At 50.4% G+C, this 24,881-nt stretch carries 18 protein-coding genes; 11 read left to right on the plus strand and 7 right to left on the minus strand.

The genetic code is table 11. From position 1 onward, the window contains the following. Positions 1-21 precede the first annotated feature (21 nt). From BWI97_RS14490 to BWI97_RS14520, 7 genes are all read left to right on the plus strand, one after another. Positions 22-696 carry a hypothetical protein gene (locus BWI97_RS14490; RefSeq protein WP_102201505.1) on the plus strand — a complete coding sequence of 225 codons (675 nt, stop codon included), beginning with the start codon at positions 22-24 and terminating at the stop codon, positions 694-696. Positions 697-812: 116 nt separating this feature from the next. Beyond that, positions 813-1,757 (plus strand): phosphoribosylaminoimidazolesuccinocarboxamide synthase, encoded by a 945-nt coding sequence (locus tag BWI97_RS14495; RefSeq protein WP_094816927.1) that lies wholly within the window; start codon positions 813-815, stop codon positions 1,755-1,757. Between the two features lie 185 nt (positions 1,758-1,942). Further along, positions 1,943-2,386, plus strand: a complete 444-nt coding sequence (locus tag BWI97_RS14500) for an STAS domain-containing protein (RefSeq protein ID WP_094816926.1) — start codon at positions 1,943-1,945, stop codon at positions 2,384-2,386. A gap of 86 nt (positions 2,387-2,472) precedes the next feature. Further along, positions 2,473-3,420 carry a ribonuclease Z gene (locus BWI97_RS14505; protein WP_094816993.1) on the plus strand — a complete coding sequence of 316 codons (948 nt, stop codon included), beginning with the start codon at positions 2,473-2,475 and terminating at the stop codon, positions 3,418-3,420. Between the two features lie 114 nt (positions 3,421-3,534). Further along, positions 3,535-4,947, plus strand: coding sequence for a glycoside hydrolase family 28 protein (locus BWI97_RS14510; RefSeq protein WP_094816925.1), 1,413 nt, complete (start codon positions 3,535-3,537; stop codon positions 4,945-4,947). A 557-nt stretch (positions 4,948-5,504) separates the two neighbouring features. After that, positions 5,505-10,109: a glutamate synthase large subunit gene (gltB, locus tag BWI97_RS14515; RefSeq protein WP_102201506.1), complete on the plus strand. Its 4,605-nt coding sequence runs from the start codon at positions 5,505-5,507 to the stop codon at positions 10,107-10,109. A 107-nt stretch (positions 10,110-10,216) separates the two neighbouring features. Then, the gene (locus tag BWI97_RS14520) at positions 10,217-11,746 is read left to right on the plus strand and encodes a glutamate synthase subunit beta (protein WP_102201575.1); all 1,530 of its coding nucleotides are present in this window, start codon (positions 10,217-10,219) and stop codon (positions 11,744-11,746) included. A 74-nt stretch (positions 11,747-11,820) separates the two neighbouring features. On the opposite strand, the gene BWI97_RS14525 is transcribed toward BWI97_RS14520, so the two are convergent. From BWI97_RS14525 to BWI97_RS14535, 3 genes are read right to left on the minus strand one after another with little or no spacing between them, the layout of a single operon-like run. Then, on the minus strand, positions 11,821-13,404 hold the full coding sequence (locus BWI97_RS14525) for an MFS transporter (RefSeq protein ID WP_102201507.1): 1,584 nt from the start codon (positions 13,402-13,404) through the stop codon (positions 11,821-11,823). A gap of 2 nt (positions 13,405-13,406) precedes the next feature. Continuing rightward, positions 13,407-14,468, minus strand: a complete 1,062-nt coding sequence (locus BWI97_RS14530) for an HlyD family secretion protein (RefSeq protein ID WP_102201508.1) — start codon at positions 14,466-14,468, stop codon at positions 13,407-13,409. A gap of 3 nt (positions 14,469-14,471) precedes the next feature. After that, a complete protein-coding gene (locus BWI97_RS14535; RefSeq protein WP_102201509.1) occupies positions 14,472-15,794 on the minus strand; it encodes a TolC family protein in 1,323 nt (440 codons plus the stop codon). Between the two features lie 101 nt (positions 15,795-15,895). Between BWI97_RS14535 and BWI97_RS14540 the strand changes: the two genes are divergently transcribed. Next, complete coding sequence (locus BWI97_RS14540) at positions 15,896-16,693, plus strand: AraC family transcriptional regulator (RefSeq protein ID WP_102201510.1); 798 nt, start codon at positions 15,896-15,898, stop codon at positions 16,691-16,693. Between the two features lie 68 nt (positions 16,694-16,761). Here BWI97_RS14540 and BWI97_RS14545 read toward each other — a convergent pair whose 3' ends face one another. Then, positions 16,762-17,844 carry a Gfo/Idh/MocA family protein gene (locus tag BWI97_RS14545; RefSeq protein ID WP_102201511.1) on the minus strand — a complete coding sequence of 361 codons (1,083 nt, stop codon included), beginning with the start codon at positions 17,842-17,844 and terminating at the stop codon, positions 16,762-16,764. 263 nt (positions 17,845-18,107) lie between these two features. Here BWI97_RS14545 and BWI97_RS14550 point away from each other — a divergent pair, with 263 nt between their 5' ends. Then, complete coding sequence (locus BWI97_RS14550; protein ID WP_094816916.1) at positions 18,108-19,358, plus strand: pyridoxal phosphate-dependent aminotransferase; 1,251 nt, start codon at positions 18,108-18,110, stop codon at positions 19,356-19,358. Between the two features lie 106 nt (positions 19,359-19,464). Beyond that, on the plus strand, positions 19,465-20,256 hold the full coding sequence (locus tag BWI97_RS14555) for a queuosine precursor transporter (RefSeq protein ID WP_102201576.1): 792 nt from the start codon (positions 19,465-19,467) through the stop codon (positions 20,254-20,256). A gap of 66 nt (positions 20,257-20,322) precedes the next feature. On the opposite strand, the gene BWI97_RS14560 is transcribed toward BWI97_RS14555, so the two are convergent. Both BWI97_RS14560 and BWI97_RS14565 read right to left on the minus strand, forming a co-directional pair. Next, positions 20,323-20,532: a PhnA domain-containing protein gene (locus BWI97_RS14560; protein WP_094816915.1), complete on the minus strand. Its 210-nt coding sequence runs from the start codon at positions 20,530-20,532 to the stop codon at positions 20,323-20,325. A 552-nt stretch (positions 20,533-21,084) separates the two neighbouring features. Next, entirely contained in the window at positions 21,085-21,825 is a 741-nt protein-coding gene (locus BWI97_RS14565; RefSeq protein ID WP_102201577.1) for an RNA methyltransferase, read from the minus strand. A gap of 62 nt (positions 21,826-21,887) precedes the next feature. Between BWI97_RS14565 and BWI97_RS14570 the strand changes: the two genes are divergently transcribed. Further along, positions 21,888-24,356, plus strand: a complete 2,469-nt coding sequence (locus BWI97_RS14570) for a BamA/TamA family outer membrane protein (protein ID WP_158242766.1) — start codon at positions 21,888-21,890, stop codon at positions 24,354-24,356. On the opposite strand, the gene BWI97_RS27420 is transcribed toward BWI97_RS14570, so the two are convergent. Then, positions 24,292-24,867, minus strand: coding sequence for a hypothetical protein (locus tag BWI97_RS27420; protein ID WP_146010948.1), 576 nt, complete (start codon positions 24,865-24,867; stop codon positions 24,292-24,294). The genes BWI97_RS14570 and BWI97_RS27420 overlap by 65 nt on opposite strands. Positions 24,868-24,881: the final 14 nt, after the last annotated feature.

Genomic DNA, 24,881 nt, shown 5'->3' on the forward strand with positions numbered 1-24,881 from the left:
CGCTCCGAGTCGAGCTTGTGTATGAATATTTTCTGGTTAAAAATTGCCATCTGGCTGACAACTCTGGGCTGGCCCAGTCAAATTATCCAGCGAAATCAGGCCAAACGCATGGCCGAGGAAGCCTATCGTCAGAAAAAATACGATCAGGCCATCCAGTATTACGAGTACCTGGAGCGAACACAACTCGTACCCGATCCGTACATAATTCTGAACATGGCTCACGCGGCCTTTGCTCAAAAAGACACGGCTTTGGCTTTGGAGCAGTATAGTCGGCTGGTTCGCGTATCCGATGCCTGGATTGCGTCCGCTGCCCTCAATCAGCTGGGGATTCTGGCCTGCTCTTCGGGCGATACACTACGAGCGGAGGAACAATTTCAGCGAGCCCTGGAGCGGAATTCCGAAAACGAACAGGCCCGTTTTAATTACGAATTTGTTCGCCGTCGGCACATCGACCGCCCTGACATGCCCACGACGCCTCCGCCCCCCAACTCCTCGTCCAGTACGCCCCCACCCCAGGCTGCCGAAGTACAGGCTTCCACCCGGAAAGAAGAAATTCTAAAGTCCCTGAATCAGGTCAATCTTTCGGAAGAACAGGCCTTACGCCTGCTGGAATCTTCCCGCAACCAGGAGATTCAGTACCTCCAGCAACACCCGCACCGGGCCGAGAATACGGTAGAGACGAAGGAAAAATGGTAACCCTTCATCTTTCAACTTCGAACGGTCTTTCCGCTTGTGCGTACTCATTGAAGCCAGAAGTTGGCATTTGTACGGAAGCTCGTTAATTTTGCCACCCGCAACTTATACAAAGGTTCATGCCTATCTCCCGTACCGAATTTCAATTTCCCGGTCAGACCGGCCTGTATCACGGCAAGGTTCGTGACGTATACTTTTTTGACGATACGATGCTGGCCATTGCCTCCGACCGTATTTCAGCATTTGACGTGATATTGCCCAGTCCTATCCCTTACAAAGGACAGGTGCTTAATCAGATTGCCGCTCACTTCCTGCAGGCGACGTCAGACCTGGTTCCCAACTGGTTACTGGAAGTACCCGACCCCAACGTTAGTTTCGGCTGGAAATGTGAAGCGTATCCCGTTGAGATGGTCGTTCGAGGCTATCTGGCAGGTCACGCCTGGCGTACGTATCGTTCCGGATTACGGGAGCTTTGCGGCGTAACCCTGCCCGAAGGACTGAAGGAAAATGACCGACTGCCTCAACCCATCATTACACCCACGACGAAGGCTCACGAAGGGCACGATGAGGATATTTCCCGCGAGGAAATCCTCCGGCAGGGATTGATTTCTGAAGAAGAATATACGCAACTCGAGCAGTATACCCTGGCTTTGTTTGAGCGGGGCACCCAAATGGCCGCCGATCAGGGACTTATTCTGGTTGACACAAAGTACGAATTTGGGAAGCGTGGTACGGAGATTTACCTGATCGATGAAATTCATACGCCCGATTCGAGCCGCTATTTTTACGCCGACGGATACGCCGAACGGCAGGCGGCGGGCGAAACCCAGCGGCAACTCTCCAAAGAGTTTGTGCGGGAGTGGCTCATTGCTAATGGATTCCAGGGAAAAGAAGGTCAGACTGTTCCCGCCATGTCGGAAGAATGGACGCAGGAAATATCGCATAGATACATCGAGCTGTTTGAAAAAGTGACGGGCCGTACGTTTGCTCCAACCCCCGATCCCAACGCTCTGGCCCGTATTGAAGCCAATGTGCAGGCCTTGCTGGCGGCGAGAAATAGCTAGTTGTTTGTTGTTTTTACAAATAGATTTTTAGTTGAAAATGGTGCCACTAGTTCCATTAGATTAATCAGCTGAACATTTGTAGAGCTTCAGCAATCTCCTGACCAGTAACCCCAACAACTATCAACCAACAACACTGCATAGACTATCAACCGAAACTAAAAATCATAAAGGACCACTGTAAACGTATGGAGTTTAAAATAGAAAAAAGCCAGCAGTACGTATTGATCGACGTGAATACGGCGACTATTGATACGGAAGTTTCCCAGGGCATTTCCAAGTCCGTAGCCTCCCTCTGGAAAGAAGGCTACACGAACATGGTGTTTGATCTGGAAAAGGTACAAACGATCGAGCAGGATGGTTTTTCGGTACTGCGTAAAGCCAACGAACTGTGTCTGCGGGACGGCGGTCTGCTGGTACTGGTAAGCAAGGACGAGGACTTAATCGAAAGCTTGGATGAAGCCAAAATCCGGGATCTGACGATTCTGCCGACCGTCGAAGAAGCCGTGGACGCCGTATTCATGAACGAACTCGAAGGCGAATTCCGCGAAGAAGAAGACGATGAATACGATTACGGCGGAAGTGCCGATGAAGAAGGCGGCAGCTCTTCCAGCAAAGACGAAGAATATTAAACGAAAAGCTGGCCTAAGGGCTGGCTTTTTTTTGGATGAGGAATAATTCTTTTCCGTTCCCACGTAAACACAAACCTTACAAAGCTTTGCAATTTCAAGTCACCATCTTAGGTACGGGTTCCGCTACGCCAACCCTGCAAAGAAATCCTACGGCTCAGTGGATTACGTATGACAATGAGCATTTTTTGCTGGATTGCGGCGAAGGTACACAGCTACAGATTCTGCGGTATAAACTGCGGCTGAGTAAGCTGCACCACATTTTTATTTCCCACTTACACGGTGACCATTACTTTGGACTGTTTGGACTTCTGACGAGTATGAGTCTGGCCCAGCGGCTGGAACCGCTCGTGATTTACGGTCCGCACGGTCTGGATGAAATCATTACCACGCATTTCAAATACTCCAATACGTTACTGACCTATCCGCTGGAATTTCGCACCACCAATCCAACCCAGGTTGAACGCATTCTGGATCACCCGCACCTGACCGTCGATACTGTTCCGTTGCAGCACCGCATCCCCTGTACCGGTTTTATCTTCCGGGAAAAACCCCGGGATCGGAATCTGATTCGTGGGCTGGTGCCCCCCGAGGCTCATCCGAACGAGTTGATTCAGCTGAAACACGGAAAAGACGTACTGGATGAAAACGGCCAGGTAAAATACCGTTTCGAGGATCTGACTACTCCGCCGCCCACGCCCCGCAGCTACGCGTTTTGTTCGGACACTATTTATCTGCCCGAACTGTATCAGTACGTACAGGAAGTGGATTTGCTGTACCACGAAGCCACATTTGCGGACAATTTGCTTGAGCGAGCTGTACGGACCAACCATTCCACGGCCCGACAGGCGGCTCAGGTTGCCCGCGATGCTCAGGTGGGTCAGTTGCTGTTGGGACATTTCTCGTCGCGGTACCGGGAAGTAGACCACCTCTTGCCCGAAGCCCGTGCAGTGTTTGCGAACACGTTTCTGGCCGAAGAAGGACATACGTATGCCGTCGGGATCAATCCCCAGAGCATCGAGCATCAGCCTTTCTAGGGCTCACACTATCCTGTAGCTTCCTGCCCGGAACCTCGTTTCTGAAAGAAATGTGGTTCTTTCGTCATTGGTTTACAAGCCGTGGTTCTTTACTAACACACGACCTAATACACTATGACGAAACACTTGCTTCTCTTTTTTCTGCTGTTGAGCCTGCATACGAAGGCTCAAAACCTGGACTGGGTTACCAAGACGGGTGCCCGCCGTTTCCCCGAGGCTTCCCAGGAATTTAGCGTAAATGCCTACGGAGCCAAAGCCGACGGCAAAACGCTCGCCACCAAAGCCATTCAAAAAGCCATTGATGCCTGTGCTCAAAAAGGCGGCGGTATCGTCACGTTCAAGCCGGGCAGCTACGTAACGGGGGCTTTGTTTGTAAAATCGAACGTGCATTTAAAGATCAATAAAGACGTCCTGATTCTGGGCAGTGAGAAGCTGGAAGATTACCCCGACATCGATACCCGCGTGGCCGGGATTGAAATGAAGTGGCCCGCCGCCTTGTTCAATGTGATGGACGCCAAAAATGCAGCCGTTACGGGTGAAGGCGTAGTGAATGCCCGGGGAAAATTTAACTGGGATCTATACTGGAAAACCCGCAAGGAATACGATACCAAAGGCCTACGCTGGATCGTGGATTACGATGTGAAACGCGTCCGTACCTTTCTGGTGCAAAATTCCAGCGACATTACGCTGAAAGGGCTTACGTTCAAAAACGCGGGTTTCTGGACGGTACAACTCCTGTATTCGGATCACCTGACCGTGGATGGCGTCGTAATTCGGAATAATGAAGACGGCAGCGGTCCAAGTACCGACGGCGTGGACGTGGATTCCTCGACCTGGGTACTGATCGAAAACTGTGACATTGATTGTAATGACGATAATTTCTGCCTGAAGGCCGGTCGCGACTGGGATGGTCTGCGGGTGAATAAGCCCACGGAATACGTGGTCATTCGCAAGTGCATTGCCCGCCGCGGGGCCGGACTAGTCACGCTGGGTAGCGAAACCTCCGGCGGCATCCGCCACGTACTGGCGACCGATCTTTACGCCAAACACACCGATAACGGCTTACGCATCAAGTCTGCCACGACCCGCGGCGGTACCATTGAGGACATTTACTTTCAGAATACGGAAATGGATTCGCTGAATACGGCTTTCCAGTTTAACCTCAACTGGTATCCGGCCTACAGCTACTCCACGCTTCCCGCGGGCTATACCCATGAAACGATCCCCGCTCACTGGAAAGCAATGCTTCAGAAAGTAACTCCGGCGGAAAAGGGAATTCCCTACGCTAAAAATATCTACGTGAAGAACGTCAAAGTAACCAACGCCCAGACGGCTTTCGTCGCTACCGGACTGGAGCAATCATCCCTGAAGAATTTTGTCTTCACCGAGAGCAGCATCCAGGCCCAGGAACTAGGCGTGATGGAGTACACGAGCGACTGGCATTTCGATCAGTTGAAACTATCAATCGGTAAAAAACAGCCTAAAAAGAAAACAGGTGGAGTTGAAGACGAGGAACGACTCAAATAAGTAATCTGCCCTCCCTGCCCTTTTCCCAAACCGTATGGCCCGAAAGCTGTACGGTTTTTCTGTGAATACCCCATTTGTTCGCCATTCAGGCCGGTTTGCCTAGATTTTGTTTTCCGTTTTAGCATTTCCCAGCAGGTTTCATCTTTTTTTTATTAAAAATTCATTTTGAAACTTAACAAAACCTTAAAACCGGTTTTTTTACATTTTCCACAAGCGATGAACGATTTTTGAAACCTTCAACAGACGGTTCCTGAAATTTTCTTTTCTGAATCAGCGAAATAGAAACCTAGTTAGTTAATTATTAAATTTTCAAGATTAATTGTCTTTTATTAGGAATATAAAAAAGTTAACACTAAATTTAATTATTTCTTTAAATCTTAAGGATTCCAAATATTCTATGGCTAATACGATTTTTAACCAATTATTTTTTGTAGTATCTTAGCAGACCAGTTTAAAATCTGTTGTTCTTTTCTCCCTTGATACAGGTTTTGTTCTGAGATTTTCCATCTGATTGCATTACCGAATTTTGAATTTTTACCGAGCAAACCGTTAGGAATATGTCTGACCAGCCTAACCAGCAACCTCTGGGCCTCTACCGCCCTGAATTTGAGCACGATGCCTGTGGCATTGGCTTCATTGCCAATATGAAAGGCCGCAAGTCGCACCGTACCGTCCGCGATGCCATCCAGATTCTGGAACGCATGGATCACCGCGGTGCCTGTGGATGCGATCCGAACTCCGGTGACGGAGCCGGCATTCTGCTGCAAATTCCCCACGAGTTTTTCCTGAAAGTATGTGCCAAGGAAGGCATTAGTCTGCCCGCCGCCGGGGATTACGGTGTAGGAATGACGTTCTTCCCGAAAGATTCCGCCGTACGTCAGGAATGCAAGGAAGTCATTCATCGTCAGGCCCTGGAACTGGGCCTGGAAATTCTGGGCTACCGCGTCGTTCCCGTGAACAATGCGGATATTCAGGGAGCCGATTCCGGCAACTCTGAACCTCAGATGGAACAATTGTTCATTCGCCGTCCGGCCCACCTGACGGGTGAACTGGATTTCGAACGGAAGCTGTACGTATTCCGTCAACTGGTGACGCGGGTCGTGAACGAAGCCGTACGGGGTGTGAACGAGAAGTTCTATTTCTCGTCACTTTCGACGCGTACCATTATTTATAAGGGGATGCTCACGACGATGCAAACCCTGCCTTATTTCCTCGATTTACAGAATGAATCGGTGACCTCGGCTTTTGCCATCGTTCACAGCCGATTCTCTACCAATACCTTCCCCGAGTGGAAACTGGCTCAGCCTTTCCGTTTCATTGCTCACAACGGTGAGATCAATACGGTTAAAGGAAATGTAAGCTGGTTCAAAGCCACGTCGGCCCTGTTTAAATCGGATGTTTTCTCCGACGAGGAACTGAAAATCATTCGTGAGGCTCTTTGTCCGGCGGGTCAGTCCGATTCGGCGAGTCTCGACAACGCCATCGAGTTACTGTATTTGGCGGGTCGCTCGTTGCCGCATGTGATGATGATGCTCATTCCCGAGGCCTGGGATGGTAACACGGAAATGGATCTGCAACGGAAAGCATTCTACGAATACCATGCGGCCCTGATGGAACCCTGGGATGGTCCGGCGTCAATTTCGTTTACTGACGGAAAAATCATCGGTGCTACGCTCGACCGGAATGGTCTGCGTCCGAGCCGTTTCTGGGTACTCGACGACGATACCGTGATCCTGTCTTCGGAAGCGGGGGTACTCGACATCGATCAGTCGAAAGTAGTTTCGAAAGGTCGTCTGCAACCCGGCCGTATGTTCGTAGTGGACATGGAGCAGGGTCGCATTATTCCCGACGAAGAACTGAAATCCGAAATTTGTGCGGCTCAGCCCTATCAGAAATGGCTGAACAAGTATAAAATCACGCTGAACGATCTGCCCGAACCCAAAACGGAGTGGAATACGCCTTACGATAAGGAACTCATCACCAAGCAACAGGTATTCGGCATGACGTCGGAAGACATCCGGATGATCCTGACGCAGATGGTGGAAACCGGTAAGGAAGCACTCGGTTCGATGGGGGTAGATACGCCACTGGCGATTCTGTCCGACCAGAGCCAGCACCTGAGCCATTACTTCAAGCAATTGTTTGCCCAGGTAACCAACCCGCCCATTGACCCGATTCGGGAGCGTACGATCATGTCCTTGATCAGCTACGTGGGTGGTTACGGAAACATTCTGACGGAATCACCGGAACACTGCAAAGTGCTGGAATTACGTCAGCCCGTGCTGGACAATACACAACTGGAAAAAATCCGGAATATCGACACCCGGCATTTCACCAATAAGACGGTATACACGACCTTCCGGGCTAGCGGCGGCGTGGGTGCTCTGAAAAAAGCCCTCAAACGGATTTGCGAGGACGCGGAATACGCCGTCAATGACGATTACCAGATCATTACGCTTTCCGACCGTGGCGTGGATTCCAACCACGCTCCAATCCCTTCATTGCTGGCTACCTCAGCCGTCCACCAGCACCTGAGCCGCAAAGGTTTACGGGCCAAAGTGGGTCTGATCGTAGAAGCGGGTGATGTTTGGGAAACGCATCACTTTGCTACCCTGATCGGTTTCGGAGCGGCAGCGGTGAACCCGTACATGGCCTTCGAAACGATTTCGAACATGCGGGATAAAAACCTCGTATCGGTTCCCTACGATTTCGATAAACTTTGCCAGAATTACATCAAGGCGGTCAACGGTGAGTTGCTCAAGATCTTCTCGAAAATGGGCATTTCCACGCTTCAGAGTTACCAGGGAGCTCAGATTTTCGAAGCTCTGGGTATTACGAAAGAAGTGGTGGATGAATACTTCACCGGAACGGTTACGCGGATTGGCGGTCTGAACCTGGACGGTATTCAAACTGAAGTACTGATTCGTCACCATCAGGCCTTCCCGGAGGCTCACGTGGGCAATCCGCGTCTGGAAGTGGGTGGCGTGTACCAGTGGAAGCACCGGGGTGAATTCCACCTCTTCAATCCTGAAACGGTTCACGCCCTTCAGCAATCGACGAAGAAGAACGATTTCGAGCTGTTCAAGAAATATAGCAAAGCCATCGACGACCAGACCCAGAAAACGGCCACTTTACGCGGCCTGCTGGATCTGAAACTGTTGCCCCAATCGGAGTGGCTGAAAGACGAAGAAGTGGAGTCCATCCAGAGCATCATGACTCGATTTGCGACGGGTGCCATGTCCTTTGGTTCCATTTCCTGGGAAGCTCACTCCACGCTGGCCATTGCCATGAACCGGATCGGCGGTAAGTCGAATACGGGCGAAGGCGGTGAAGATCCGAAGCGTTTCTATACGGTACTGCCCAATGGTGATTCGATGAACTCGGCCATTAAACAGGTAGCCTCTGGACGTTTCGGGGTGACGATGGAATACCTGACGAACGCTCAGGAGTTACAGATTAAAATGGCTCAGGGGGCCAAGCCCGGTGAGGGTGGTCAGCTGCCCGGTCATAAAGTAGATGCCTGGATTGGAAAAACGCGTCACTCGACGCCCGGCGTAGGTCTGATTTCGCCCCCGCCCCACCACGACATTTACTCGATTGAAGATTTAGCCCAGTTGATTTTCGATCTGAAGAATGCGAACCGTCAGGCTCGTATCTCGGTAAAACTGGTATCAGAAGCGGGTGTGGGTACGGTAGCTACGGGTGTAGCGAAAGCTCACGCCGATCATATCCTGATTGCGGGTCACGATGGCGGTACGGGAGCTTCTCCCCTGTCATCGATTCGGCACGCAGGTCTGCCCTGGGAACTGGGTCTGGCCGAAACGCACCAGACGCTGGTACGCAACCGCTTACGGGGTCGCGTCACCATTCAGACGGATGGTCAGCTGAAAACGGGTCGTGATATTGTTATTGCAGCCCTGCTTGGAGCCGAAGAATTCGGCGTAGCCACGGCGGCTCTGGTCACGATGGGTTGTATCATGATGCGGAAGTGTCACCTGAATACCTGCCCGGTGGGTGTGGCCACGCAGAATCCGGACTTACGGGCTCTGTTCACGGGCGATGCTGATCACGTGGTGAATCTGTTCCAATTCCTGGCGAACGAAGTACGTGAGTACATGCGGAAGCTTGGTTTCCGGACCATCAATGAAATGGTGGGTCACGTGGAGCGTTTGAAAGTACGCGAAGGGGTTCAGAACTGGAAAGCCAAGTCGGTGAATCTGGGAGCCATTCTGTACCGCGATCCGATGTACGATACCGAACCGATGGTGAAGGTAGAAGAGCAGGATCACGGACTGGACGTACAGCTCGACTGGGCCATGATTGAAAAAGCCAAAGCGGCTCTGGAAAACCAGGAAAAGGTAACGGGCGAATTCCCCATCATCAACGTGAACCGGACAGTAGGCACCATGCTTTCCAACGAAATCACGAAGGTGTACAAGGCTAAAGGTCTGCCCGCCGGAACGATTCACTTCAAATTCCGGGGTACGGCCGGACAAAGCTTCGGAGCCTTCAGTACGAACGGTATGCGGCTGGAGCTTGAAGGCGATGCCAACGATTACGTGGGCAAGGGCCTCTGCGGTGCCGAGCTAATCATTTACCCCGACCGTAACATCAAACCCGACTTTATACCTTCTCAGAATAGTATCGTCGGTAACGTGTGCTTTTACGGAGCCACTTCCGGTGAAGCCTATATCCGGGGTATGGCCGGCGAACGTTTCGGCGTTCGGAACTCGGGTGCTAAAGTAGTCGTCGAAGGCATCGGCGATCACGGTTGCGAGTATATGACGGGTGGTTTAGTAATCATTCTGGGTAATACCGGACGTAACTTCGGTGCGGGTATGAGTGGCGGTGTCGCGTATATCTGGGATAAAAACGGTGATTTTGCTGATAAGGTCAATCCGGAAATGATTGCTCTGGAAAAACTCAGCAGCGAAGATCACAACATTGTCCGCATGTACGTCGAGAAACACCAGTCATACACGCAATCGAAAGTGGCGACCATCGTACTCGATAACTGGGATACCATTGCCGATCAGTTTGTGAAGGTGATGCCCACCGACTTTAAGCAGGCTCTGGCCAACAAAGGCATTGCCCTGAGCGATCAGATTGCGAACAAAGAAGTCGTATACGGTGACTTTGTAGCAGACGTGCTGGTAAAATAATGATTCGGGAGGGTTCCCGCCCCTGGGAATCCTCTCTACTCTCCCCTTTCAAGTTTTCCAATTCGATCATTCGTACTGCCTTCGGGCAGTCACTATTCATACGTACAATGGGCAAACCAACTGGTTTTCTGGAATTTACGCGAGAATTACCTAGCAAACGTCCGGTAGCTGAGCGTAAACTCGATTACAAGGAAATTGACATTGATCTGTCTTTTGAACAAGTACAGACCCACAATGCCGCCCGCTGCATGGACTGCGGTATTCCTTTCTGTCATAACGGCTGTCCCCTGGGAAACATCATTCCGGAATTCAACGACGCCGTGTACGAAAACAATTGGGGTCTGGCTTACGAAATTCTGAGCTCGACGAACAACTTCCCGGAATTTACGGGTCGTATTTGTCCGGCTCCCTGCGAGGCTTCCTGCGTACTGGGTATCAACAAGCCCCCCGTTACGATTGAGTACATCGAGAAATCCATCATCGAGTACGCCTTTCTGAACGGTTACGTGAAGCCCCTGCAAATCGATGAGAAAGACCGTACGGGGAAGAAAGTAGCCGTCATCGGTGGCGGACCTGCGGGTCTGGCCGCGGCGGCTCAGCTCAACAAAGCGGGTCACTGGGTCACCGTTTACGAACGGGCCGATCAGGTGGGTGGCTTGTTACGCTACGGCATCCCCGATTTCAAACTGGAAAAATGGACCATCGACCGCCGCGTGGAAGTGATGAAAGCTGAAGGCATCACCTTTAAAACGGGCGTTAACGTGGGCGAAGCAATTTCCGGCTCGGAACTGCTCGATCAGTATGATCTGGTCATGCTTTCGGGTGGTTCGACCGTGGCCCGGGGTATCAATAAAACCTGGGATGGAAAAGACGTGATTGGTTGGGATACGTATCTGAACAAAGGCGTACACCCGGCGATGGAATTCCTGAGTCAGCAAAACAAGCGTAATGCCAACATTGATCGCGTACACGATCATCGCGGTATGGCTTATAAAAACGGTGAACTGCTCGCGACGGGTAAACACGTGGTGGTTATTGGTGGTGGCGATACGGGTTCTGACTGTATCGGTACGTCCAACCGTCATTCCGCGGCTTCGGTTACGCAGGTAGAAGTGATGCCCGAACCCCCGAAAGATCGTCACCCCGGTACGCCCTGGCCCTTATGGCCGAACATGAAACGGACCAGCACCTCACACGATGAAGGTTGCGAACGTTTCTGGAGTATTTCTGTGAAGGAATTTATCGGTGACGGTGAAAAACTGACGCACCTGCGTATTGCCGACATCGTCCTGACGGTAGTGGATGGCAAAGCTCAGAACGTAGAGCAGAACGAACGCGTGGTTCCCTGCGATCTCGCTCTGATTGCCGCGGGCTTCCTGCACCCCCAACGCGAAGGTCTGCTGTCGCAACTGGCGGAACAGGGACTGGAATTTGACAACCGCGGTAACGTCCTTTCGGATGATTACCAGACGGGTATCGACAAAGTATTCGTGGCGGGTGATATGCGTCGCGGACAGTCGCTGGTGGTATGGGCCATCAGTGAAGGTCGCGAAGCTGCCCGGGCCGCTGACTGCTACCTCAACGGTGGAACTTCGAAACTGGAGGCGAAAGCCAAGTCGATGTTTGCGGTGGTGTAAATAAGATTTTAGTAATGAAGAAAAGCCCTCTGATAGAATATACCAGAGGGCTTTTCTTTGTACATATGATCCTATCAAAACGGTATCGGCGGTTGTCGCGTAAAGAGAAGCTTCGTCCGCAGGTAAGGTACCAGGGCAATCGCCAGCATGGTTACGCCAATGACAGCGGCCACGATCAGGTAATAATCCATCGAGTAGCGAAGCTGGGTTTGCAGATCTACCGTTTGACTCAACAGCTTGCTCGCCGCCAGACTGGCCTGATCCCCCGCCATACCTTGGTGCATCAGCGTTTCCCTGTACTGGGCTAAGCGTTGCAGCGTGTACGGGTTGGTGGCAGTTACCTCATCCTGTAAACGATGGTAGTGCAGACTTTTCGAAAACAGGCGGGTGAAATTCAAAATCCCCATACTTAAACTAAAACCCGTAAATCGCACGAGAATCCCCACCGCCGAAGCTGAACTACTGATCGACGCCGGTACGGCCGACACGTAGAAGTTAATGATTGGGACCATCAGGGTGGCAGCCCCTAGTCCCTGAAGAAACAGCGGAATGACGTAATAAACCGGTTCGGCCTGGTTGGAAAACAAACTGTACATCCAGACGTGAAATATCCCCAGAAAGGCAAAGCCCGTCAGTAAAATCAGTCGCAGGCTTTTTTTAAGAATGACGAATCGGGATACGATCAGTGACCCCACGGCAATGCCCGCCATATTGACCAGCATTAGTTCGGAGACGTGAATCGGGTCCATTTTTAATACCGTGGCAAAGTACGTTGAGCTTAACCCCAAGGCCCCCCGGCATACGTAAAACACCAGCAGGATCAGCAGTCCCAGCACGAACGACGAACTTTTAAAGACGCTCAGATTGATATACGGACGTTTCAAGGACCGCTGCCGTAAGATAAACAAGGTCGCCAAAGCCAGACTCCCGAGCAAACAGAACCAGATCCTGGGTGAATCCAAGCCATTTTCCTGTTGTCCGTATACCATCATGTACGCCCACATCAGCAAGGCCGGAACCATCAGTACGAAACTGATCCATTCCACCTGATACAGGGGTATGTGGCGTTTCAACCGTACGTGATTCATGATCAGCAACAGCAGGATGGCTCCGGGCAGCTGCATATAAATCATGAGCATATACAAGGCATTGAATTCCAGGTACTGCAAGGCCCAGGAAACCACCAGCGACGACAAGGGAGCCGAGACCAGCAGCAGTCCGTAAAACACGGTGTAGCCCATGATACGAACCCGTTCCGTACGCATCCGCGAGAAAATCAGGTTCATGGAAGTAGCGATAATCCCACTGATACAGATTCCCTGGAAAAACCGAAGGACAAACAGAATGTGTGACTGACGCACGTGGTACAAGGCCAGGTTAATCAGGATCGTTAGCAGAAGGCCAAGCAGAAAGTAATGTTTCGCCGCAAAATAGCTGACCAGCCGTTGTTCCAGCGAAAAAAAGCTCGCTAGTGCCACGTAATACACCAGAATGGAAAACTGCACGTCGGCAGGCTCAATGCCGTAATAGCCGACGGTTTCATTGACGTTTCCGGCATATAGACCCAGCAGAAATAGCCCCGGCATCAGTACGATGAACAGCGTAGCCCGAATGAACCACTCGGGTACCCAGCGTTTGAATATGGGCAGGGTTTCCATCGTTACGCTCCTTTCTTAAGGGTTACAACGGCGTTCATACCCGCCCGCAATCCTTTCGTTGTATTCGTGTCGTCGGTGAGTTTGATCCGGATCGGCACGCGTTGAATGATTTTCACGAAGTTTCCCGTGGCATTATCGGGCGGCAGTAACGAAAAGCGGGAACCCGTGGCGGCCGACAGCGAGACAATTTCACCGTGAAAAACTTGTCCGGGAAAGGCATCCGTTTCGATGTTCACGGGCTGACCGATGTGCATGTGCTGTAACTGGGTTTCCTTGTAGTTTGCAACGACCCACTTTCCTTCTTCGGAATCCACCATGAAAGCAAGCGTTTGCCCCGCCTGAATTAACTGGCCCTTTTGAATGCTTTTCTTGCCCATTTTTCCGTCGTACGGAGCCCGAATGACGGCGTAGGAAATCTTCAGTTTGATCTCATCCAGCACGGCCTGACGGCGTTTAATTTCCGCCAGAGCGACGGCCTTCTGAGCCGTAATGTCATCGGTTTTGGACAAGGATGTTTCGTATGATTTCTGTAAAGCCTCGTACTCCGATTTCGCTACGTCAAGGGCCATCTTCACGTTCTCAAATTGCTGCCGGGTGACGGATTCCGTGGCGAGCAATTTCTCGTACCGATCGTAATCCTGCTGTTGTTTGACGAGCTTGGCCTTGGCCGCTCCAATCTGTAACTGATTGACCACCGCGTTTTTATCAGACGTAATCGTGTTACTGTGCAGCACGCCAATCTGAGCCTTTGCCGTCATCAGGGCGGCTTCGGCCTCGGCTTTCTGAATCTGGTATTCGTCGTCATCGATGACCACCAGCGTATCGCCTTTTTTCACTTCCTGATCGTCTTTGTAGTAGACTTCCCGTACGTAACCCGTCACGCGGCTCGTCACGGGGTTGATGTATTCGTCGATCTGGGCATCGTTGGTTGCTTCAAAATGGTACATATCCCAGAGCGATTGTCCGCCCCAGACGGCTAATCCCAGCAGAATCACTAAAGCCACCCAGGCCGTTACCCGGGTGATGAGTCGATCGGTTCGCGTTTGTTTGGATGAGGGGTTCATGGCTTATAAATTTCCAGTCGTATGTAAGAGTTGATAGTATTGAAGTCGAGCCATCAATCGGGCCGCCGCCAGATCGTACTGACTTTGTAAGAGCTGCGTATCGGCATCGATCAGATCTGTCAGTAAGGCCAGTTGATTGAAATAGGTATTCTTCACAATCCGGTAGTTTTCGGCAGCCTGCCTGATACTTAGTTCGGCCACCTGAATCCGTTGCAGCGATTCACCGTATCGCACGTACGCTTCCTTCACGGCCTGTTTGACCTGATCTTGCCGATCGGAAGTAATCACTTCCTGACGTTGCACGTCAATAGCCGCAGCCTGAATTTTATGTTTATTATGGTAGAGCGACGAAAGCGAGTAAGAGGCCTTGAGACCACCCATGCCAAAACCGTATAAAGCTCCGGTGTAGGGGAAAAACGTAATCTGCGGGTAGCCGTACTGATACTCGGCGAAAAGCCCTACTTTCGGTTTATTATCCGCCTGTAGTTCTTTCAGTCTGAGGCCGTTTAGTTCCTGTTCTTTCGCTGAAATCCGCAGCAGGTGGGCATGGGCGAAGGCATCATCCAGGTACGAATCATAGCTCCGACTGAGCGAATCTCCCTCTACCAGAGCTACGGGCTGGATTGTTGTGGTCTCGGGCAGCCCGATCATCAGATTCAATTTCTGACTGGTGATAGCGATGGAATTTTCGATTTCCCGTAAGGCCATCTTCTGGCGGGATAACTGAAGCTCGGCCCGTAAGAGGTCACTCCGGATGACAACGCCGTTTTTGTGCAGTTCACGGATTTCCGTCAGCCGTTTTTCGGCTTCTTCTATATTTTTCAGCGTTAAATCTTTGAATATCAAACTTCGTTGCAAATCCAGGTACACCGCCGCTACGCGTAGCTTTACCTGCGATACGTTTTCTTCTTTCTGAATCTCAACCCGTTCGTGCTCGGTCTCCTCGCTTTTGATTTTCGTTTGCAGTTTCTTTCCTTCGTACAGATTGAAGTAGGCTTCGGTCTTCAGCTGAAACATGTTGTGTAACACGGGGTACTGCGTTGGCGTATTCAGGATACCCCGTTCGTAAATTGGGAGATTCGTGATGCGGGCGTACTGCGTACTGGCTCCGATTTCGGGCAACCGTTCGCTTTTCGTATCCTGCACTTTTTCGTGACTGATCTGAATGCGAAGGTTTTGTTCCTGAAGCGTTTTGTTAAACTGTTCGGCCTTTTGCCAGGCTTCCGTAAGCGTAAGCGTCTGATGGTTTTCTGGTGGAATGGTTTGGGCCTGCGTTACTCCGATCAGGTTGATTCCGAGCAGTATAGCCCGTATGCATCGTTTCATTTTGCGTTACTCGTTTACAAACACAAAATTAGAATAATACAAATTGAGCCATTTTATATAAATTGCCAATTATTTGTCAATTTCAGCCATACGTTACTTTTATGAATTCATATACAAGGGAGTATTTGCAGACTATTGATCAATTTCAAGATTCAATATTCATTATTCATAAAAAGCAGGAAGAGACGTTTCCGTACCACTTTCACCAAAAAGGACAATTTACGTATATTGAAGGTGGTATCTCCTATCTGTATACCCGCGACAAAGCCTATTTTCTTCCCGCCCGCCATTTCATCTGGATTCCGCCCGAGCTGGAGCACTATGTACTGCACACGTCGTCAACGTTACGGGTAACCAATCTGTACCTGCCTTCGGAAAACGACCTGACGCATCCGTTTTTTAGTAAAATGGGTATTTACCCCGTTACGGATTTATTGCTGGAAATGATTCTCTTTTCCGAATGCTGGCAGGGTATGGTTCGACCCGGCGTCTACGCTTATGAATTTTTGCATACGCTCAAGTACCTGTTGCCCGAAATTGGTCAGCATCCGTTGCCCATTGCCATTCCCACGACGCAAAACGAGCGTTTGCTACCCATCATCACGTATTTGCAACAGCACGTATCCAGACCTTTACACTTACCGGAAGTTGCCCACGAATTCGGGCTGAGTGCCCGTACCCTATCGCGGCTTTTTCAGCAGGAAATGGAACTTTCATTCTTACAATACGTCAAGATGTACCGGATTGTACGAGCTATTGAGGAGTTGCTACAAACGGATAAATCCATTACTGAAATCGCTTATGACGTGGGGTACACCAGCTTATCGACGTTTAGTAATACCTTTCTGCAACTGGTCAACCGACGGCCTGCGGAGTTTCGAACGGCCAAATCCGTATAAAACAAAAACTGCCAGCTCGAAAGCTGGCAGTCAAAATCTCTATCATCTATCCGTTGTTATCTATAAACTTAGAGCATTACCGGCTGTCCCGTCCGTACGGACTCGTCGCAGGCAAAAGCAATTTGCAGACTATTTACGGCATCCTGTAAGTGATCCGTCAGGTCCGTATCTTCCTGAATGGCTTTCAGGAAAAACTGCTGTTCCCGCTGACACAACTCATTGTGATCGGGTTCGTCGGTCAGGTTAATCCATTCATCGGCCTGTACAAACTGGTCGTCCTGATTGAGTTTAGCCCGGTGTACCCGTAAAGATTCCGTCTTCGTATGCGAATCAACATTATCGGATTTACCCGACGCTCCGGCATCTTTAGCTACGATGGATACGCAGCCTTTCGGTCCGATCACATCTTTCACAAAGAAGGCCGTTTCGCTCATCATTGGTCCCCAGCCCGCTTCGTACCAGCCTACTGAACCGTCCTCAAAACGGATTTGCAGTTGACCGTAATTGTAATTTGAATCCGGGATTTCGTCCGTGAGTCGAGCCCCGATGGCGTTTACCTGCACGGGCTTCGACCGCGTCATCTGACACATGACGTCGATATAGTGTACGCCGCAGTCCACAATCGGACTTAGGCTCTTCATCAGATTCCGGTGTACCGTCCACATGGTACCGTGGCTCTGCTGGTTGAGGTTCATCCGCATCACCAGTGGCTTTCCCATGTCCTGAGCGATTTCCACGAATTTCTCCCAGCTCGGATGGTGCCGCAGAATATACCCTACCACCACTTTCTTACCCGCTTTTTCGGCCGCCGCTACAACGCGTTTGGCACCTTCAACGGTATCCGCCAGGGGTTTTTCGATAAACACATGGGCTCCTTGTTCCAGGGCCATGATCGCGTACGGCTCGTGTGTATCGGGATACGTAGAAATACAAACGGCGTCGGGCTGGGTTTCGGTCAAAGCCGTTTCGTAATCATTAAACAGCGTATAACCGCCGCCCAATTTCTCATTAAGCACTTCCTTGCTTTTTCCGGGTGAAACAATCCCGCAGATTTCGAATCCGTCCAGATTTTGGTAAGCCAGGGCGTGGGAGGCTCCCATATTGCCACAGCCTACGACCAGAACGCGTACCTTGTTGGATGTAAGTGTCATGAAAATGGTAGAGGTAATCCGTTGAGACCCAAGCTCTCCGGTTTGATTAATAATTGAATCGGTTGAAAAAAGGGGTGATTCCCCCGCGAAAAGAATCTGATTTTTGTTCGAAAACAGAATAATCTGCTGAAATCACTCCATCTTTTCCCAAATAACGCGAAATTGCAAACCCCAACCGAGGATACCATGACATATTTTAAAATTTTTTAGTTTCTCGAAGGGGTAGTTTTTTGCTTAGAAAAAATTAGGGGTGACCGACGCCTATGGCCTTTTACAAATCGACGCGACTGGACAGTTTACGGTACGAAATTCGTGGTCCCGTTTACGAAAAAGCTCTGGAACTTGAAGCTCAGGGCTACAAAATCATCAAGTTAAATATTGGCAATCCGGCTCCGTTTGGCTTTGATGCTCCCGACGAAATCATCCACGACATGATCGTAAATATTCGGGATGCTCAGGGCTATTCTGATTCCCGGGGTTTGTTCGCAGCCCGCAAGGCGGTCATGCACTACACGCAGAGCATTGGTATCCCGGGGGTTACCATCGACGACGTGTACATTGGCAATGGCGTGAGTGAGCTGATTCTACTGACCATGCAGGCCCTGCTCGACGATGAGGATGAAGTACTGATTCCCTCGCCCGATTATCCGCTCTGGACGACCTCGGTAGCTTTGGCGGGTGGTAAGCCCGTTCACTACATCTGCGACGAAGCTTCGGACTGGAATCCCGATATTCAGGACATTGAACGCAAAATCACGCGTCGTACCAAGGCCATTGTCCTGATCAATCCCAACAATCCAACGGGAGCGGTATATTCCAAGGACGTACTGGCCCGCATTGCCCGGATTGCCGAAGAGCACCAGTTGATGCTGTTTTCGGACGAGATTTACGATAAGATTCTGTACGACGGAGCCATTCACTACCCCATGGGTACCCTGGCCACGGATACGCTTTGTTTGACGTTCGGCGGGCTTTCTAAAAACTACCGGGCAGCCGGATTTCGCGGCGGCTGGCTGATTCTGAGTGGAGCCAAACACCGGGCCAAGTCATACATTGAAGGATTGAATCTCCTGGCCAGTCTGCGGCTGTGCGGCAACGTTCCGGCTCAATTTGCTATTCAAACGGCTTTGGGCGGTTATCAGAGTATTAACGACCTGGTGATTCCTACCGGACGGCTGTACAAACAAATGCAACTTACCTACGACCGGATTACGGCCATTCCGGGTATTACCTGCGTGAAGCCCAAAGGAGCGTTGTACCTGTTTCCGAAACTGGATCTGAAAAAATTCCGCTTCGCAAACGATGAACAGTTCGTGTACGAACTGTTGGTGGAGCAGCGGGTACTTCTCGTTCCCGGTACCGGCTTCAACTACGCCAAAGACGACCACTTCCGCATCGTAACCCTCCCACCCGTCGAGCAGCTCAACGTGGCGATTGACCGGATTGAAACGTTCCTGGAGCAGGGTACTGAAAAGAAAACCGTTGAAGAACCCCTGGTGGTTCTGCCGCAATAAAACCGAAAGTCAGATGTTTCGCAAAGCATCTGACTTTTTCGTCTATTCCCCATTTGAATACATATGTTTGGGTGCCGCTCCCTCACTCAAAATCGTATCTTTCCGTATGAATGATCAACCTTTATTTGCCTCCAAACGGCAGATTCTGTTTTTTGTATTGTCTGGCTTTTTTATTGCGAATGCCCTGGTAGCCGAGATCATTGGCGGTAAAATTTTTTCCGTGGAAGGCGTACTGGGCTTACCCTCCGCTAACATCCCGACCCCCTGGGGCGACAAGTGGTCGTTCAACCAGGCAGCGGGGGCTCTTAACTGGCCACTGGTGTTCATCATTGGCGATATGATCAATGAGTATTTCGGCCGAAAAGGGGTTCGCTGGTTGTCGTTTCTGACGGCGGGACTCATTGTCTATTCCTTCTTCATCATCTACGCGGCTACGACCTTACCTCCGGCCCAGTTCTGGCTTGACGTTAACAGGGGTACCACCAATTTCAACATCGACTACGCCTACAAAGTCATTTTCCGTCAGGGCTTAGGCATCATTATTGGTTCGATTACGGCCTTTTTGTTAGCTCAGTTTCTAGACGTTACCGTTTTTCAGTACCTCCGCAAGCATACCGGTCACAAGTACATCTGGATTCGGGCGACGGGTTCCACGATAGTATCGCAACTCATTGACAGCTTTGTGGTGGTGTTTGTAGCCTTTTATATTTTTGGTAACTGGTCGGCGGGACAGGCTCTTTCGGTAGCCTTGAATAATTACTTGTACAAATTCATCATTTCCCTGCTGACTATCCCCATTTTGTACCTCGTCCATTATCTGATTGATCGCTGGCTGGGTACGGAAAATGCCCGCCAGATTGCGGACGACGCCGCAACGGAATTACCGGTATCGTTGTAAGGTTACTGCTTTATACAAGAGCGCCCGGTAGAAATGCCGGGCGGGCTCTTGTATGAGGTGCTTTCGTTAAGATTTCTTCAAAAAGCAGGTCTTCAGGACCAGTTTGGTTTTCTCCACTTTACATTCCACTTCTTCCTCATCATCGGTCAGGCGAATATTTTTGATAGCGGTTCCCTGTTTCAGCGTCATGGAGGTACCCTTTACTTTCAGACTTTTAATCACGACTACTGAATCGCCATCTTTTAATTCGTTGCCATTACTGTCAACTGCACTCATAGGATTTGTTGTTTAAGTTAGGTAAAATGTTGTTTGTTTTATTCAATCACAGGTTCGTTATTCGTCTTGCTGAGACGGCTGGTCTTTTAGTCCGTATGCATTCCATGCCGGGCATCCCATGCCGGCACACCCACCGCTCTTTTCATCTGGCTCAAGGCCACCACATTGCCGAGGAAGTAGGCGGCTTGAGTCCCAGAATGGAATTCCGACATGGAATGTGATAGGACGGGGCCTGTATTTATGTTGTCCATGCAGAAATCTGCAACTTTTAACAACTATCAACTTTAATCAGAAGATGAAAACCTCTCCCGCCCCTGAGCAACGGAACGGCCTACGACAGCCGCGATGCGGTGGCCTAGTGTAGGCTGTCGTTAGGCGTGGAGAGGCTCAGGGGCTACTAGTCGGCTTTGCCTGCGGGAACAATCTCAGTCTAGGTGAATAACGAAGCTTGATAAGAACAAACTTTCTCCAGCACGAAATAGAAATAAGCCATTAACCAGGTTACTTGTGGCACCAAACTCGGTCTATTCAAGGCAACATACATGAACGACTTCACCGTCGCAAATTATCCAGCACAATCGCCGTAGCAATGCCTGCGTTCAGTGATTCGGCTTCGCCGAACCGGGGAATGGTGATGCGTTTCTGAATGAAGCCTTCGTTTTCCGGACGAATGCCGTTGGCTTCGTTGCCAATCACGATGTATCCCGATTCACTAAAGCTTAAGCCGTGAATGGATTCCCCGTCGAGGAAGGTACCGTAAACCGTCTGGGTTTTCTCCTGTTCGAAAAATTCCTGCAGCGGGACATAATACGTTTGTACACGCGTAAAGGAACCCATACTGGCTGCAATCACCTTCGGATTGTACACATCCACGCAGGAAGTCGAGCAGATAATCTTTTTTATTCCGTACCAATCGGCAATCCGAATGATGGTTCCGAGGTTACCCGGATCGCGTATATCATCGAGTACCAGAGCAAATTCCTGGCCCCGTACCCGCAGCGGAAGGTTTTCTTTCGTTTCTGCAATGGCCAGGGCGGCATTGTTGGATTGCAGGGTTCCAACCTTTTCGAGTTCATCTTCCGTCACCAATTCAGGCCGGAAGGGTTGCTCGTCGAGTAGCTTTTGGTTTTCTTTGTAAAATGTATCCGTTACAAACAGAGCCTGAAGTCTAAAATCAGCGGTCAGTAACTCGCGGACACTCTTGCCGCCTTCTACCAGAAATGCTCCCGATTCCTGCCGGTGCTTTTTCTGCTGAAGCAGGCGTATTTGTTTTTGCCACTTTTGTGAGATCATTGTCCCGTATACTTATGCCATTCCCAACGAGGAAGAAATACAGTCATCTGCTGGTGATAGGAATGGCTTTTCTTGGTTTTCTAGCTGCCTGCACCCGTAATACCGAACTACGGCGAGGCGAGTATCTTTTAGCCAAACAGACCATCAAAGGTAACAAGGAAATTCCGAACGAAGAGCTCGAAGCCCTTTTACCCCAGGAATCGAACCGGGTTCTGATTACGCAGCCCATTACGCCTTTTCTGTGGGTGTATCAGATTGCCCGCCCCGATTTTCTAAAGTACAAAAAGCCCCGTTTCGAACGGGAAATCCGGGAATATCAGGCCCGTATCGAACAGATTCGGAATGCTCCGGATTCGACACAATCCCGCAAAAATCTGCGTCGGATTGAGCGGCTCGACCGCAAGATTGACCATAATCGCCTGGCGATTGAACAGGGCCACTGGTGGATGCGGGTTGTGGGCGAACCGCCCGCCATCATCACCGAAGAAGACGCCCGTCAGAACGCCCAGAACCTCCAGGCCTTTCTGCGTACCAACCGGGGTATGTTTGATGATTCCGTGCGGTACAAGCTTGATACGGTCAAATTTCGTCGGGTAAAAGTGCTCTACGAAGTACAGCAGGGGAAACCTTACGTACTGGATTCCATCCGGCTGGTCACCGTTGATCCCCGCATTGACAGCATTCTCCAAAATGCCCGGGGCATTCGCTTTCTGCGAAAAGGAAACCGGGTCGACGAGCGTAATTTCAGTGCCGAACGCGAACGGGTGGAAGCCTTGTTGCGAGACCGGGGGTACTACGGCTTCTCGAAGGAGAATATTTCGTTTACCGGCACCTACGACACTTCACTGGCCGAGCCCCTGAAGCACCATATGAATGTCACGATGGTGATCGATTCGGTGCCGTTTCGCTACCCCTACTACCAGATTAATTCGGTCACGTTTGTGGTTGATGGTCGCGATCCTTCCGAACCTTCCTCGCACCTGGACTCGACCGTTTACAATGGCATTCGGTACATTTTCGTGGGGAAGAAATATTCGACCCGACTACTCGATGCCAAGCTGAAGGTACGTCCCGGAGCTACCTATAACCAGACGTTTCACAACGAGACGCTACGGATGCTGGGGACGCTTGATCAATTCAAATTCCCGAACATAACCTACGATACGGCCAGTAATCACCGGTTGAATGCACTGGTATACGCCCAGCCGCTGCAACGGTATGAGCTTACGTCGGAGGTGGGCATGAACGTGTACCAGGGTTTGCCCGGTCCTTTTTTGAATGGAGCCTTACGCATCCGGAATTTCTTTCAGGGACTGGAAACGCTGGAAATTGCCGGAAAGGCGGGTTACGATGGTCAGCCCGGTTTTACCCAAAGCTCGCAGAATCTGGCCTTCAAGGATCAAAACTTTGAAGCGGGTCTGAATACTTCACTGATTTTTCCGCAATTACTGATTCCGGCGGCAATGAAAGTTCGCTACAGCAACAGTGCCCCGCGTACCCAGGTCGGGATTGGTTATTCGTTCAGCGACCGGAAAGATTTTCGGCGTACGGGCTTTAAACTGGCGATGAATTATTCCTGGCAAATTTCGTCCAAGGAAACGTTTTACTTCAGTCCGCTGGACATTAACCTGATCAATACCAGTCGTCAATCCGACGCTTTTCAGCAATTTTTGCAGCAGCAGCAACTCGCCGGTAATAACCTGATTTTTACCTTCAATCGGTCGTTTGTTTCCAGCATCAGCGGCTCGTACGTGTATAACGATAACAACCTGAACTTAAACACCTTCCGTCGGACGAAGTACTTACGCATTTTCGCTGAATCGGGTGGTACAACCCTGAACTTACTCTCGCGTAGCAGGCAGGATCAGCTGACCGACAACGAGGATCTCCGCTATTATAAATTCCTGAAAACCAGTGTTGATTACCGGGTTTATGTTCCCTTACGCCGCCGGGGGCGGTCCATGCTCGTCTTCCGGGCGTTTGGAGGCATTGGTTGGGAGTACTCCAAGAATGGGGGAATTTTGCCCTACGAAAAGGCCTTTTTTGCCGGGGGAGCCAACTCGATGCGGGGCTGGAATCCGCGTAAGTTAGGGCTAGGAGCCCAGGCGGCCAGTTTTGATACACTCAAGTCAGGAGTGGTCGTTCCGAGTTACAAATTCGAACGCCCTGGTGATGTTCAACTCGAACTCAATGCCGAATGGCGGTTCCCCCTGTTTAAGCTTTTTGGCGATTTCAATGGAGCCTTATTCGTGGATGCCGGAAACGTATGGTTACTGCGAACGAATCAGACCGAGTCGCAATTTAAGCCGGGTAGCTTTCTCAGTCAGACGGCTCTCAATGCGGGTTTTGGCCTGCGTTTCGATAAGTCGTTCTTCATCTTACGAGCCGACTGGGGTATCAAGCTTTACGAACCCGCCCGCCCGCGTGCCGATGGTGGTTTGGGTCAATGGGTAGTAGGCGATATGTTCAATTCAACACTGGACAATCGGTATCGTCCGGAACTACGGTTTGGAATTGGGTATCCGTTTTAAGGCTTTCATTTAGCGGAACGTTTCCCTGATGCTGTTTAAACTCGCTGTACAACGTCATCCCTAAAAGCCGCCATTCCAGTATTCCCGTCACATTATATTTTAATGTGTTTCCAGCGGGATTCACGGCTATAAACTTTGGTTTCCAGACCACACCACCCATAAGGCCATTCATGGTTGAATAAGCATCTATGACGACGACATTACTGGAATCTTTAGCCGGTCCGTACAGTAGATACAGATTGTAGCTGGACAGTAGTTCTTTTTGCAACTTGACCTGAATTCGACGTATAGCCTGCTCTGCTACCCTATTTCGGGATACTAACCCGTGTTTCTGAACTTCATCCGCCTGTTGTGTAACAGACTTCCCAGCGGACGAAAAGATGCCAACGACAAAAATAGCCGCCGCCCACCAGCCCAGATTTTGCCGGAGTAACTGCGTAGCTTTCAAACACAAATAGAGAAAATAAAGCAGTATAGCCAGGTTGAGAAGATTCCAGAGCAGGTGGAGCATAGATAGCGTATACG

It is taken from the genome of Siphonobacter sp. BAB-5405 (genome assembly GCF_002872335.1).
In the GTDB taxonomy this organism is placed as follows: domain Bacteria; phylum Bacteroidota; class Bacteroidia; order Cytophagales; family Spirosomataceae; genus Siphonobacter.

Coding starts and splice junctions, on each gene's coding strand:
- BWI97_RS14535 (WP_102201509.1), bottom strand. CDS start 15,794: ATGAAACGATGCATACGGGCTATACTGCTCGGAATCAACCTGATCGGA.
- BWI97_RS14555 (WP_102201576.1), top strand. CDS start 19,465: ATGAATGATCAACCTTTATTTGCCTCCAAACGGCAGATTCTGTTTTTT.
- BWI97_RS14495 (WP_094816927.1), top strand. CDS start 813: ATGCCTATCTCCCGTACCGAATTTCAATTTCCCGGTCAGACCGGCCTG.
- BWI97_RS14545 (WP_102201511.1), bottom strand. CDS start 17,844: ATGACACTTACATCCAACAAGGTACGCGTTCTGGTCGTAGGCTGTGGC.
- BWI97_RS14510 (WP_094816925.1), top strand. CDS start 3,535: ATGACGAAACACTTGCTTCTCTTTTTTCTGCTGTTGAGCCTGCATACG.
- gltB (WP_102201506.1), top strand. CDS start 5,505: ATGTCTGACCAGCCTAACCAGCAACCTCTGGGCCTCTACCGCCCTGAA.
- BWI97_RS14565 (WP_102201577.1), bottom strand. CDS start 21,825: ATGATCTCACAAAAGTGGCAAAAACAAATACGCCTGCTTCAGCAGAAA.
- BWI97_RS14520 (WP_102201575.1), top strand. CDS start 10,217: ATGGGCAAACCAACTGGTTTTCTGGAATTTACGCGAGAATTACCTAGC.
- BWI97_RS14560 (WP_094816915.1), bottom strand. CDS start 20,532: ATGAGTGCAGTTGACAGTAATGGCAACGAATTAAAAGATGGCGATTCA.
- BWI97_RS14550 (WP_094816916.1), top strand. CDS start 18,108: ATGGCCTTTTACAAATCGACGCGACTGGACAGTTTACGGTACGAAATT.
- BWI97_RS27420 (WP_146010948.1), bottom strand. CDS start 24,867: ATGCTCCACCTGCTCTGGAATCTTCTCAACCTGGCTATACTGCTTTAT.
- BWI97_RS14570 (WP_158242766.1), top strand. CDS start 21,888: ATGGCTTTTCTTGGTTTTCTAGCTGCCTGCACCCGTAATACCGAACTA.
- BWI97_RS14540 (WP_102201510.1), top strand. CDS start 15,896: ATGAATTCATATACAAGGGAGTATTTGCAGACTATTGATCAATTTCAA.
- BWI97_RS14525 (WP_102201507.1), bottom strand. CDS start 13,404: ATGGAAACCCTGCCCATATTCAAACGCTGGGTACCCGAGTGGTTCATT.
- BWI97_RS14500 (WP_094816926.1), top strand. CDS start 1,943: ATGGAGTTTAAAATAGAAAAAAGCCAGCAGTACGTATTGATCGACGTG.
- BWI97_RS14490 (WP_102201505.1), top strand. CDS start 22: ATGAATATTTTCTGGTTAAAAATTGCCATCTGGCTGACAACTCTGGGC.
- BWI97_RS14530 (WP_102201508.1), bottom strand. CDS start 14,468: ATGAACCCCTCATCCAAACAAACGCGAACCGATCGACTCATCACCCGG.